The organism is Wolbachia endosymbiont of Madathamugadia hiepei (assembly GCF_013366855.1).
Taxonomy (GTDB): domain Bacteria; phylum Pseudomonadota; class Alphaproteobacteria; order Rickettsiales; family Anaplasmataceae; genus Wolbachia.
Map to the genome: position 1 here is coordinate 1 of NZ_WQMP01000009.1, position 13,558 is coordinate 13,558.

The window sequence follows — 13,558 nt, forward strand, 5'->3', positions numbered from 1 at the left end:
GATTTGACAAGACTGCTGAGGTTTTTATGGGTTTTTTAAACTTCGTTGGTTCTCTCATATGGCTTCTCTAAAATTTTGTTCACAGAGACTAGTATTTGATTCTATCATTTCTCGTATTACACCACTCGTATTTCCTGTTGCGTTTGTTGAAGCAAAATCAAATTTTTGTTGTTTTAAAGCTGCGGCAACATATTTGCTATCTTCTTGCACCTCATATTCAACTTTTTCAGTAGTAGGTTTTTCCGATTGAAATAATTCTGTTGTTGTACTATCAGTAACCCCAGTAGCCTGCGTCTCATGCTCAACTCTTTCAGTAGTAGGTTCTTCCTGTAAACTAGTTGTTGTAGTCTTGTGACTGAAAAGTCCTTTTAAATCTTTTAGATACCTTTCGTCGAATTCTCTGAAATCATACTCTGTTTTGCTTTTTGTTCTCCCACTCTTCAAGTCTGAAATAATATTGTTAATCATCAATCTACAACACTCTTCAGGAGTGGGAATCTTTTTTGTTATCCCAACAACAAAGCATAACCTGTGTGAATTGTCAGATATACTAAAAGTATCAATTGTTAAACCCTCTCCTTTCAATGAAAAGTATATTTTTCTTCCTTTTTCTATGTCTTCCAAGCTAGAAAAAATAGTAACTGTTGCCTTTCCCTCGAATGGTGTCATTTCTTCTCTTTGTGAGGCGTTTCGTGATTTTTTTGTCATACATCTATTTCTAAATTTATTAATATTCACTATACTAGCAAATTGAAAGTTTCAGTCTATATCTTTTCATTAAAATTTTTATGTAAGTATTACTTTTGTTATATTAAATAATGTATATATTAATATCCAGAGTGATGAATTGATTTTACTCTCATTACAACTTATTATTCATAGATAATCTCAATAAAAATGATGAAGCTAAACGAAATTAGAGAAAGATTTATAAAGTTTTTTATAAGTAACAACCATGAGCAGGTTTCTTCTTCTCCTTTGATCCCAGAGCATGACCCAACACTCATGTTTACAAATGCTGGTATGGTGCAGTTCAAAAACATCTTCACCGGGTTACAAAAAACTGAGATGAAACGCGCTGTCTCAAGCCAAAAGTGTCTAAGAGTAGGCGGTAAACACAACGATCTTGAAAATGTTGGCTATACAACTCGGCATCATACATTTTTTGAAATGCTCGGAAATTTTAGTTTCGGTGATTACTTTAAAGAAACCGCGATAGAATTTGCGTGGAAATTCATTACTGAAGAATTGTCTCTTGATAAAAATAGACTATCCATAACTGTCTACCACACTGATGATGAGTCATATGAGATTTGGCATAAGGTAAGTGGTTTTTCAGATGATAAAGTCATCAGAATTGCAACAGATGACAACTTTTGGAGCATGGGTAATACTGGTCCATGTGGTCCATGTTCTGAAATTTTTTATGATCATGCAAATCCTAACTTACAAGATGACGATAGAGTTGTTGAAATTTGGAATCTGGTATTCATGGAATTTAATAAAGATGAAGAAGGTGATTTGCAAAAATTACCAAAAAAATGCATCGATACTGGAATGGGCCTTGAGAGAATAGCAGCTGTCATGCAAAACGTTCATGATAACTATGATATTAATCTGTTTTCTGCTCTGATAAATAAGTCGCAAGAGCTCTGTGGAAATACAGAAAATAAAGTAGCTCATAAGATCATCGCGGATCATCTTCGTGCAGCCGCATTTCTAATTGCAGAAGGAATACTCCCTGGAAATGAAGGCAGAAACTACGTACTGCGCAGATTAATTAGGAGGGCTGCACGTTATATCCACCTGCTTGGATATAATGACTCTCTACTCCATCGCATTTTTCCAGTGCTGATAGATAGCTCAAGCTCAGCTTATATGGGAGATGTTTATCCTGAACTGATTAGAGCCAAAAGTTCAATAGAGACAACGTTAAAATCAGAGGAAGAGAGCTTTAAAGATACTTTGATGAAAGGCATTAATCTTTGGGAAAAATTTACTGCAGATTTAAAACCAGGCGATACTCTGCCAGGAAAATCAGCGTTTAAGCTATATGACACTTATGGATTTCCTCTGGATATTACACTTGATATTTTAAAAGAGAGGAAAATAAATTTTGACCAAAAAGGTTTTGATGATGCAATGAAAGAGCAGAAAGAGAGAGCACGTGCTAAATGGGCTGGATCTGGTGAAAAGTCTGTTGAGCAAGTATGGTTCGATTTGATCGATGAATTTGGCAAAACAAAATTTGTTGGTTATGAATTTGATGAAGTAGAGGATGCAAAAGTAATAGCCATAATTTCTCCTGAAAATGAAGTTATTGATTCTGCAAAAGAAGGAGAGAAGATAACCATTATACTTGATAAAACACCTTTTTATGGCGAATCAGGTGGACAGGTGGGGGACACTGGAAATTTTATTGTCATCCCAGTTGAGCCATCGCCACGCGCCGGAATGACACCAGACCTAGGTGTAATTACAGTGGGAAACACCAATAAGATTAACGACCTGTATTTGCACAGGTGCATGGTTAAATCTGGCTCAATTTGTAAAGGTGACACAGTTACAGCAAGCATTGACAAGAAAAGAAGGCAAGACCTAAGAAGAAACCATTCAGCTACACATCTTCTGCACTTTGCATTGAGAAAGATCTTAGGTAACCACGTTACTCAAAAAGGTTCCTTAGTTGCACCAGATAGACTGAGATTTGACTTCAGCCACAACACTCAAGTTACTCAGGATCAACTGTTTGCAATAGAAGATATGGTAAACTCTCTAATCAGAGAAAATTTTTCTACATCTACAAAAATTCAGAGCATGAATCAGGCAATAGACGAAGGAGCTATGGCATTGTTCGGCGAAAAGTATGGCGACCAAGTAAGAGTGGTAAGCATTGGAGATTCAAAGGAGTTATGCGGCGGCACGCATGTGGAGCGCGCTGGAGAAATCGGCCTGTTTAAGATAGTAACAGAATGTTCTATTGCGTCTGGAGTAAGAAGAATCGAAGCTTTGACCGGTCAAGAAGCAATTAATTATGTGCGTGATAATGAAATCAACTTGAAAAAAGTTGCAGAATCCGTAAAAGCGCCAATAAACGAAATAATAAGCCGACTTAGTATTTTAAGCCAAGAGCGTAAGGAATCCGAAGCTAAAATAAAAAACCTTTATAAAAAGCTCGCAAGTGCAGAGAACATAAAAAACACTGAAATAAATGGAATGAATTTCGTAAGCCATGCTTTCACTGACATTCCAGTAAGTATAATAAGGGAATTTGTTCTGCAGCAACAAAAACCAAAAACTGTAATAGCTTTCACAGCAACGGAAAAAAACAAAACAGTGCTGATTGTCAAAGTAAGCAAAGACTTAACTGATAAGATCAGCGCAAAAGAGCTGGTATCTACCGTAACTGGAAGAGGTTGCGGTGGAAACGCTGAACTTGCTCAAATGAGCTGTGATAGTAGTGATATTATTACAGCTATTTATAATTACTTAGCAAGATAGTATATTATGCTCCTGCTACTAGGCCGCCAATAGAATTATGTTTTTGTATTGTAAATTGACCTAACTCAGTGTTTACTGTTTCTTGATTGATGTTCTTATCCTTGCTGATTAACGTGAATTCAATACCCTTAAAAAATCTATCCCATACTTCACACAAATGATTTTTTATTTTAGGCCATATATTCTTTTTAAATGTTTCACCATCATCAGAAAATACGTTACCTATCAAGCCCCTCACTTCCTCATAACTTGACTCGAAATATTTAAGCAATGTCTTTACTTCTTCATAAGTGTCGTGTGCCACTTTTAACGCCTTTCCTTCTGTGCTACTGTCGTTTGTAGCTGACAATCCAACTATATTATAATTAATAGCGATACGAAAACGTTTATACAAATTTGTCAGGCTCCACGCATTACTCTTATTATCCTTTGATACGTGATTTATTATCTTTTCCACCAAATTGCCTATCAAAGGAGACAATAAAGCCTGACAAAAGTGTTTGATATTATCTTTCGTTCTAATCACAGGATATTTGATGCATTTCTCTGCTAAGTAGTATTCAAGTTCTGCTTTTTCTAATAACTTCTTGATTTCTTCTTCATTAAAAGTTTTTTGCTTGAATATCTCTAGTAAATCATCTTCTATGATTGCAAATTTTATTTTTTCGCGAGATGTTAGTTCTTCTCTATAGTCATTTTTTGCTTCTTCACTTATTAATAATTCCTCTTTTTCAGATCCTAATTGCTCTAGCAACTTTATAAACTTTCTATTACTGCCTAAGTGTCCATCTATTAAATCTTTGTCTAGAAAGCACAAAAGATCTTTGCCGTTCCTCATGGATTTCCTAATATCTTCACTTTGCTTTTCAATTTTTTCTTTCAATAAATCGTACTCTTTTTGTTCTAAGCACTCTTTGATCATTTTTTCTAGATGCAATATATCCTCAAGTCTCCTATCAAATAACAAAGTAACTTCGTTGTCCTCACCATCGTACATTCCTTTCGATTCGTTGAGTAAAGATACTAAATCTTCAATTTTCTTCAATAGCATCTTCTTTTGTTGCCCAAGTAAATTTTGCACTCCATGTTTGACTATTTCTGAATACGCTACTTCTATGAAATCATTTATTTTATCTGAAGCTTCCTCATTTGAAAGACCTTTTACCTCTTTTTCTAAATCTTCAAGTCGTTCCATTAGGCACTGCTTTTCCTTATTCAGTACACCTGATTGACTTAACACAACTTTAGCTTTTCTTATTTTTGATTCCATTAGCTTCTTCTCAACCTCTTGACCATCATACTCGAATTTAAAGAGATCCTCTAATTTTCTTCTTAAAGCACCATCTGTTGAATTACTGGTTCTTCCATTTTCACATATTTCTTTTAATTTTTCATACATCTCATCATATCTTTTTTGCCCTATTTTTCTTAAACGTTCAATCTCCTGTTCAGCATTATCTAGAACTTTCTCTGTTTCCTTAGGATACACGCTCTCACAAACATCAACAGCCCTAGGTATTTCTTCCTTATCTTTATCTTTTTTTCCTAAATTTTTTAAAGCATGTTTTACAATCCGTTTTTTACTTGGTAATTCCTTACCCTGGCTTTTTAATTCTTGTTCTACTAATACTTCTTTCAGTCTTTCTTCTAATGAAAAACCTTCTTTTCTTCTTTGCTGTACAATTTTGATTGCCTGTATAAAGGCAACTTTGTGAGCATCTTGTATTAAGTGACTTGTCAATTTAGAATCTACACTGTTCACCGCTTTCAGTCTGAACTCGTTGAAAAATTCCTGCAGTTTCCCATATGTAATATCTTTTTTGTCTAGCTTTAACAGTTCTCCCATAGCCTTTGTGAATCCTTGAATCGAAGTTGCAAGCACACCCCTGATCTCATTACGTAAAGGCTTAAGACCATTTTTTAAGTGGATGTTGGCTGATAGTTTTAGTATGGTGTTATGCTCTGCATCTTGTGTAACAAATAGCTTATCATTTTTATCTTCGCGCAAATCTTTAAGTAACTGTTCAAATTGTGGTGGAAACTTAATTTCCATATCCCACCTAATGTCTGACTCACCAGCATCTATCTCGTGAAAAGATACCTCAATATTCTGGTGTTCATTCTTATACAACCCACTACCTATTTTAACAGTAGCAATCAAAGAATGAGATAACTTCTTACTTGAAAGATAAAAAGTAGCCAAAGCTAGTGTTGCAGGAATAATTAAGGTGACAAGCACAACTATATTAACAAGAATCGCTATTGCAGCAAGAACACTATATGCCAATCTTTTTGCTGTACTTTCACTTACCTCACTTTTTTTTGTTTCATTTCCCTCCGGACTGGCTTGTATTTTACCATCTGCTTTAGATCTGTTATATACTACTAATCCCAATGAAACAGAAGCAATATAAGGAAGCATTAAAACTAACAGAGCTAAATTCAACACCCGTTTTTCCGGGCACATTCTCTTTATCTCTTCAAATATTTCTCTTAGTATATTATACCAGGGAGTAAAAAAGTCAGAGTCATAACCTTCATAACGAAATATACTTAGTGGAATGTTAAAACCAGAAGTCATACCACCAAAAAATTTCCCCTCTTTCACCGAACTGGAAACAGCAATAGGTTCTTTTTTACCTAAACCACCATTAGTTAAGCCAATAACTATACCAGGACCTACAACAGCATTCATACCATAACCTTATCCCAATTACCTAAAATATAGCATAAATACTAACAATTTGCAACTACTAACAATCTAACTTAATACTAACAATCAAATCTTGGTATTCCTTGGAATAGAAGCTGGTTTCAATTTCTACATTAATTTCTAAAGATAAGGCAAGAGTCTGTTCTTTTATATACTCACTCCACATATTCACCGCTTCTTTAATTTTCTCATCCTCTGTTTTGATTACTACTCTGATTCTATCGGATATATGAAAATCAGCTTGTTTTCTAGTTTCCTGGATGAGCCTCACAACATCTCTTGCAAGCCCTTCTAGAATTAATTCATCATTTAGTTCAGTGTTTAGGATAACAACTCCTTTGTTATTATCAAACACAGAGGAATATTTACTGTTTGCTTTTAATAACAGTTCATACTCACCTTTTTCCATAATATAGTTCTCTGATTCATCTCCTAGAAATATCCGTTCATTTCCAACTTGCCTCCATTTTTTCTCCTTGACATATTGAACTAGTTTCTTGATTTTGTCTGGAACCTTCTTTCCAAGTAGTGGGAAATTTAGTTTTAACTCTAGTGATGCAATACCTTCAAGTCTATTTACTAATTCCACGCTTTTTACATTCACCTCATCTTTTATCATCTCCTGGTACTCATTTAAATCTGCAGCACACTGGATCCCGGTGTCAGCTACTTGGGTGACAGGAGAGAACTCTGGGATGACAGAAAGCGGTTCACTTTCAAGAAAACTACAGGAAGACTTGTGATAAATGATCATACTGCCAAGCGGCTGTCTGATACGTATATTAAAGGTGTTTCTGATAGAGAGTGCAGAGTTGCATATCTCTCTCACTAAATCCATCTTAGCAATGAGCTCGCTATTAAACTTTTCTAATTGTGGAAAATTGGCCAAATGAACAGATGTTTCTTTATATTTAAGCCCCTGCCATATAGTTTCCGTTATAAGCGGCAATAAAGGAGCTGCCGCTCTTAATACGTAATAAAAAACCGTATATAGAACATTATAAGCGTCAGTCTTATCCTGATCTAAATCACTTTTCCAAAAACGCTCGCGACTGCGACGAATATACCAATTATTTAGCACTTCAAAAAAATCTATCAGAATTTTACAAGCCTCTTGAGAATTGTAGTTGTTCATAGAAGTTTGAATGCTTTCTACAGCTTCAAAACATTTGGAAATCATGTGACGATCAATAGTGCTTTGATAATCCTTACAAACCTCAGCTTTAATTCCATCTGCATTTGCATATATGGTAAAAAAGTGATAACTGTTCCAAATAGGTTTTATTACGTTTCTCAGAACATCTCGTATTGAGTTTCCTTCTTTATCAAGTAGCAAATTACCACCACAAACAATAGATCCAGAAAGCATAAGAAAACGCAGTGCATCAGAACCGTATTTATCAAACACCTCCATTGGGTCTGCATAATTATTCAAACGCTTGGACAATTTCTGCCCTTTCACATCGAGAACAACACCGTGGCATATGCAGTTCTTAAATGGTTCACTGTCAAATAAAGCAGTCGAAAGCACAAAAAGCGTATAGAACCATCCCCTAGTTTGCGCTATATATTCGGTGATAAAATCCGCCGGGAAATTACTCTCAAACCATTCTTTATTTTCAAACGGATAGTGGACTTGTGCAAATGGCATTGAGCCAGATTCAAACCAGCAGTCAAATACGTCAGGCACACGACGCATAACTGATTTTCCTGTCGGGTCATCAGGATTGAGCCTTGTTAAAGTGTCAATAAATGGTCTGTGCAAGTCATCCACTTTAACATTAAAATCTCGCTCTAGTTCCGCTATCGAACCATACACATCTACCCTTGGATATCTTGCATCGTCTGACTTCCATACGGGAATCGGCGTACCCCAGAATCGATTGCGTGAAATTGACCAATCATGTGCCCCTTCAAGCCACTTTCCAAATTGACCATCCCTGATATGATTTGGTATCCAATTAACTCTCTTATTTAGCTCTACCATTTTGCTTTTGAATTTTGTCACAGCAACATACCAAGAAGGCATGGTGCGATAGATTAAAGGAGTATCAGTTCTCCAGCAGTGTGGATAATTGTGAATATATTGCTCGGTTTTGAACCAATTTCCTTGTTCTTTCAATTTCTTTATTATTGTGTCATTAGTATCAAAGACATGAACTCCTGCTAAATCCCAAACTTCAGCGGTAAATTTCCCTCCGTTATCAATTGGACAAATGGCTGGAATATTATGGCTTTGGCAAAGATAAAAATCTTCTTCACCAAATCCAGGAGCAGTGTGCACAACTCCAGTACCATCTTCTGCTGTGACATAATCTGCTATGAAAACGCGGAAAGCATTTTTTGTATCTTTAAAGTAATAAAACAGTGGTTTATAAGAGAAACCTGCCAGATCATCTGCTCTAAGTTTTATACTGCAGTTTTCATATGGAATATTGTTTTGCTCGAGGTGGCTGATAAACTTTTCTAAGTAGCTTTCAGCGAAGATGTGGATTTCACCATTTACTGACACTGCACAATACTCAATGTCTTTCCCTATTGCCAGTGCCAAATTGCTCGGCAACGTCCAAGGGGTTGTAGTCCAAGCAAGTAATTTACATTTTTGTTTAAACTGCTGCGGGTTTTCTAAAAGCTCAAATGCAACAGTTACAGCTTTTCTAGTCTTTTCTCTATATGTGTTATCAAGCCTTGTTTCAAAATTGGACAATGGAGTTTCACATGCCCAGCTATAGGGAACAACGCGCACCGATTCATACACTAGACCCTTATTATAAAGCTGCTTAAATGTCCACATGACTGATTCCATGAATGACTTATCCATGGTTTTATAGTCATTATGAAAATCTACCCACCTTGCTTGCCTATTTACATACTTTTCCCATTCTGATGAAAATTTCATCACAGAAGTACGACAATGGTTATTGAACTTTTCAATACCGAATTTTTCTATCTCAGTTCTGCCGGATATTCCAAGTTCCTTTTCCGCACCCATCTCAGCCGGCAAACCATGGCAATCCCAACCAAATCTACGTTCAACTCTTTTTTGTAGCATGGTTTGATATCTTGCAAATGCATCTTTGATGAAGCCAGTGAGTAAATGCCCATAATGTGGCAATCCATTTGCAAATGGAGGTCCATCGTAAAAGACAAAACAATTGTCCTTGGAACGTTCCTCAACTGACCGCTCAAAAATTTTGCTTTCCTGCCAAAATTTTATGATTTCCTTCTCTAACGACGAAAAATCAGGACTACTCGTTGTATCAGGATAATGCTTTGACTTCATATTCATTCTAACTGGATAAATTTAGAGAATATATGACTTTCTGGAAAATCACAAATTCAAAAGCATTCCTGTCCCTAGCAAACTATTCTGCCAAGCTTCCAATATCTTCACACTTACTATCTTGTTTCTGTATTTATCTTCAGGATCATCAATGCAAACTGATTGCATGTATGGGCTTTTACCAATAATTTGGTTTTGATGTTTGCCTTTTTTATCGCCAAATAGAACAGAAATAGTCTTGCCTACCACACTCTGATTAAATTCGAATTGTTGTGCACTAATTAGCTTCTGTAAACGAAGAAGGCGCTCTGTTTTAACTTCTTCTGGCACTTGATCCTTCCTTTCCGCCCCTGGCGTCCCCGGTCTTGGGCTATATTTAAAACTATAAGCCTGAGCGTACTTTACTTTTTCGACTAGCTTCATAGTTTCCTCAAAGTCTCTTTCGGTTTCTCCAGGAAAACCAACGATAAAATCAGAAGAAAATTCGATTTCAGGTTTCAATTTGCGCAATCTATCTACTATCTCCAAATACTCCTCCGCAGTGTGTTTTCTGTTCATCACGCGTAATATTTTATTCGAGCCTGACTGCACAGGTAGGTGAATAAATGGCATGAGTTTCGGTTCTTCCGCATGCGCCAAGTAGAGAGATTCATGCATATCTTGTGGATGAGAGGTTGTATAGCGGATTCTTTCTAGCTTTTCAATTTTAGCGATATGACCAATTAATTCTCCTAAATTCCATGTTTTCCCTTCGCATTCCCCGTGGTAAGCATTGACGTTCTGACCGAGCAAATTGATTTCCTTTGCTCCATTTGCAACTAATTTCAGCGCTTCGCGGAATATTTCATTTACTGGCCGTGAATATTCAGCCCCACGAGTGTAGGGCACTACACAAAATGTACAAAACTTATCACAACCCTCTTGTATGGAGAGAAACGCAGAAGACCCTTGGCTATTACCGTAACACTCATCTGGTAATTTATCAAACTTTACAACCTCAGGAAAATCGGTATTTATCACATGACCTTTACTTCTGCTTGCTTTGACTATCAGCTCCGGCAGAGTAGCGATACTCTGCGGACCAACAACGATGTCCACAAATGGAGCTCTTCTGAACACTTCTTCGCCTTCTGCTTGTGCTACACATCCGGCTACCACTATGGTAATTTCCTTATTTTTTCGTGACGAATGGATCTTCCCAAGCTCTGAATAGAGCTTTTCCGCTGCTTTCTCTCTAATGTGGCAAGTATTCAATATCACCAAATCAGCTTTCTCCGCGTCACTGGCAACGTTGAACCCCAGAGGCTTAATTATATTCTCCATTAAAACGGAGTCATAAACATTCATCTGACAGCCGTAAGTCTTGATATATAGGCCTTTCATACTTTTTTAATAAAATTATACGAAAAACTTGATTCCAGTACAACTATTATACAATCCTAGTCGTCATTTAGGTAGCTGACAGAAACAAAAAAAACTGCTTGACAACTTTCGCCGTTACCCCTACCGTAAAGTTGGAGCTATTCATTTAGCTTCAATCTGTGCAGATTAAACGACGAAAGTATCACCGTTGGCGTCTTATGTTTAATTTTTTGCACTATGTGCACCTCATGTCTTTATTAATTTCACCTAGACTTCTAGGTTTTTGCCTATACAAGCTGAAACGCGCTTATAAGTCATTCAAGACAGTATAGTACGCCAATTTGCAGGATTAGAGAGTGAGCAACTTCTACCACGAGATTTCTTTTGTCTTTTTTTCTGCTTAGTAAATTTCTTAAGCATTAAGCTAAGGTTAGTTGCGGTTTAAAAGCAGCTAGATTGCAGCGTTTAAGACTAAAAAGATGCCAATATTTTTGAACAGGTATTGACCAGGGCTTCTTTTGCTTTTTTTTCTCTATTTGGCAAATTTCTTCAATATTTATTACTAAAGTAGTATCGTGGATTGTATCTGTTCAGCGGATTTTCAATCAATAACAGCTAAAGATCTCTCTGCAACGTTAATTTCTTTTATATCTGTAACTCTATCATCCTGATCGAACGAGATTTGCAGAGACTTGCTGCTATATTTCCTTTTTCCTAAGAAATTAGATTGTTTAATTTTATATGAGATATAATACCAAACATTTTCATCAAATTTAGATACTAATGTTGGCGACCCTAAAGTGTGAACCACTTTTTCTTTATTATCACCTACTTTTATCCTGTCCCATAATTCAACGCTAATGCCTGGAGCTCCGTGATTGTGAATAGTGTGTGTACAGCTTGCTAAAAGTAGTAAAACAAGAAATATTAATGCTCGCATTTTTATTGATAAATCTCTGTAAAATTACAATACACTAATAAACTACCTGTAGTCAAATTTTGCAAAAGTTAAATTGACTGATTTTTGATATCGCTTAATATAATATTTACTTCAGAAAACAATTAGGTGCTGTATGTCATTATTAAAAGCAGATCCAATATATAAACCTTTCAACTACCCTTGGGCATATGATGCATGGCTACAGCAACAAAGGATACATTGGATACCGGAAGAAGTTCCGCTTGCTGACGATGTAAAAGATTGGAAAACTAAACTTTCGAATGTGGAGAAAAATCTACTAACTCAGATTTTTAGGTTCTTTACTCAAGCAGACATTGAAGTAAATAACTGCTATATGAGGCATTATTCAAATATATTTAAGCCAACAGAAATATGCATGATGCTTGCCAGCTTTTCTAACATAGAAACCATACACATTGCAGCCTACTCATACCTTCTAGATACAATTGGCATGCCAGAAAGTGAGTATCAAGCATTTCTAAAATATGATGCTATGAGAAAAAAGTATGAATACATGTTAGAATTCGAGGAGAGTAAAAAACACGATAAAAAACATGTAGCTAAAACTCTAGCAGTATTTGGTGCATTCACTGAAGGACTGCAGTTATTTGCATCATTTGCAATTTTGCTTAATTTTCAACGTTTTGGGAAAATGAAAGGCATGGGGCAAATAATTGCTTGGTCAGCACGTGATGAAACTTTGCACACCAACTCGATTATCAATTTATTCAACACGTTTATTAAAGAGAATAATGAAATTTGGAATGACGAGTTCAAAGAGGAATTATATTCTGCATGTCGCACTATCGTCGGGCTTGAAGACGAATTTATAAAGCTTGCTTTTGATTTAGGGGACGTTGAAGGACTATCTGCAGAAGAAGTGCGCAATTATATACGCTATATAGCAAACAGACGGTTAACGCAATTAGGCCTGAAACCCATATATGACATTAATGATAATCCCCTTCCCTGGCTTGACGAAATACTAAATGGTGTGGAACACACGAATTTCTTTGAAAATAGAGTAACAGAATATAGCCGTGCAGCAACCCAAGGCACATGGGAAGAAGCTTTCGCTGAAAATGATACTGATGACAAAGAGCGCTAATTAGTCTCTTTGCGTTACCTGAATTATCCAAGACTTGACATTGAAACCTATGTAAATGGCACTAAGCCGAGAACAACCAGTCTGTAAAATAAATTAATTGACATGCCATTTATAACATATAAAATTAAATTTTAGGGTACAAGACAAACCTAAAAAAATTTTAAGTATGAAAAGGAGCAAAGTGTTTGGTTTAAATTATTTAATGATGGTGGGAATAGCAGCAATAATAGGGGCTATAGTGAGCATTTTAATAGGTCTTGTACTGAGTACCTTGACCGGTCTTTCACCTCTGATAATAGGTGGAATCGTTGGCGGCATCTCCATAGTGCCATTAATTGCAGCTCTCGTCACAACTTCTCCATCTGCAGGTCCACATAATCGTAATATGAGTGATTCACTAAAAGCAATTATGTTCCTAGGTGGCTTATTTACTGGGAGCGTTATAACTGGAATTGGTCTTGTTGCATATGGCGTTACTCCAATAACCAAGGTAGATTCTTTATTGTCTTTATTAACTACAGCAAATTCTTTATTATCTATAACGCTAACTATGGATTAGCCGATAAAGAAAGAGTTGGAAATGGAAGGTTTTTTGCGTTGTAAAGAATATGAAATAAGCGTAGAAAAAAT

8 protein-coding genes are annotated in these 13,558 nt (G+C 36.1%); 3 read left to right on the top strand and 5 right to left on the bottom strand.

Annotated elements, in window-relative coordinates:
- Positions 1 to 54: 54 nt before the first annotated feature.
- Positions 55 to 708 (bottom strand): hypothetical protein, encoded by a 654-nt coding sequence (locus GO685_RS00645; protein ID WP_175937112.1) that lies wholly within the window; start codon positions 706 to 708, stop codon positions 55 to 57.
- A 192-nt stretch (positions 709 to 900) separates the two neighbouring features.
- On the opposite strand from GO685_RS00645, the gene alaS reads away from it, so the two are divergent.
- Positions 901 to 3,501 (top strand): alanine--tRNA ligase, encoded by a 2,601-nt coding sequence (gene alaS, locus GO685_RS00650; RefSeq protein WP_175937119.1) that lies wholly within the window; start codon positions 901 to 903, stop codon positions 3,499 to 3,501.
- Between the two features lie 4 nt (positions 3,502 to 3,505).
- On the opposite strand, the gene GO685_RS00655 is transcribed toward alaS, so the two are convergent.
- The 4 genes from GO685_RS00655 to GO685_RS00670 all read right to left on the bottom strand — a co-directional run bounded on the left by GO685_RS00655 (position 3,506) and on the right by GO685_RS00670 (position 11,799).
- Positions 3,506 to 6,196 carry a hypothetical protein gene (locus GO685_RS00655; RefSeq protein ID WP_175937113.1) on the bottom strand — a complete coding sequence of 897 codons (2,691 nt, stop codon included), beginning with the start codon at positions 6,194 to 6,196 and terminating at the stop codon, positions 3,506 to 3,508.
- Between the two features lie 58 nt (positions 6,197 to 6,254).
- Complete coding sequence (gene ileS, locus GO685_RS00660; RefSeq protein WP_175937114.1) at positions 6,255 to 9,497, bottom strand: isoleucine--tRNA ligase; 3,243 nt, start codon at positions 9,495 to 9,497, stop codon at positions 6,255 to 6,257.
- Positions 9,498 to 9,545: 48 nt separating this feature from the next.
- A complete protein-coding gene (gene miaB / locus GO685_RS00665; RefSeq protein ID WP_175937115.1) occupies positions 9,546 to 10,880 on the bottom strand; it encodes a tRNA (N6-isopentenyl adenosine(37)-C2)-methylthiotransferase MiaB in 1,335 nt (444 codons plus the stop codon).
- A gap of 580 nt (positions 10,881 to 11,460) precedes the next feature.
- Complete coding sequence (locus GO685_RS00670) at positions 11,461 to 11,799, bottom strand: outer membrane protein assembly factor BamE (protein ID WP_175937116.1); 339 nt, start codon at positions 11,797 to 11,799, stop codon at positions 11,461 to 11,463.
- A 133-nt stretch (positions 11,800 to 11,932) separates the two neighbouring features.
- On the opposite strand from GO685_RS00670, the gene GO685_RS00675 reads away from it, so the two are divergent.
- Together GO685_RS00675 and GO685_RS00680 are read left to right on the top strand one after the other, a co-directional pair.
- Positions 11,933 to 12,928, top strand: a complete 996-nt coding sequence (locus tag GO685_RS00675) for a ribonucleotide-diphosphate reductase subunit beta (protein ID WP_175937117.1) — start codon at positions 11,933 to 11,935, stop codon at positions 12,926 to 12,928.
- Between the two features lie 166 nt (positions 12,929 to 13,094).
- Entirely contained in the window at positions 13,095 to 13,487 is a 393-nt protein-coding gene (locus GO685_RS00680) for a hypothetical protein (RefSeq protein WP_175937118.1), read from the top strand.
- Positions 13,488 to 13,558 lie beyond the last annotated feature (71 nt).

Bases quoted from the DNA above. Each gene is read 5' to 3' on its own strand.
- GO685_RS00645 (WP_175937112.1), bottom strand. From the start codon at position 708: ATGACAAAAAAATCACGAAACGCCTCACAAAGAGAAGAAATGACACCA.
- alaS (WP_175937119.1), top strand. From the start codon at position 901: ATGAAGCTAAACGAAATTAGAGAAAGATTTATAAAGTTTTTTATAAGT.
- GO685_RS00655 (WP_175937113.1), bottom strand. From the start codon at position 6,196: ATGAATGCTGTTGTAGGTCCTGGTATAGTTATTGGCTTAACTAATGGT.
- ileS (WP_175937114.1), bottom strand. From the start codon at position 9,497: ATGAAGTCAAAGCATTATCCTGATACAACGAGTAGTCCTGATTTTTCG.
- miaB (WP_175937115.1), bottom strand. From the start codon at position 10,880: ATGAAAGGCCTATATATCAAGACTTACGGCTGTCAGATGAATGTTTAT.
- GO685_RS00670 (WP_175937116.1), bottom strand. From the start codon at position 11,799: ATGCGAGCATTAATATTTCTTGTTTTACTACTTTTAGCAAGCTGTACA.
- GO685_RS00675 (WP_175937117.1), top strand. From the start codon at position 11,933: ATGTCATTATTAAAAGCAGATCCAATATATAAACCTTTCAACTACCCT.
- GO685_RS00680 (WP_175937118.1), top strand. From the start codon at position 13,095: ATGAAAAGGAGCAAAGTGTTTGGTTTAAATTATTTAATGATGGTGGGA.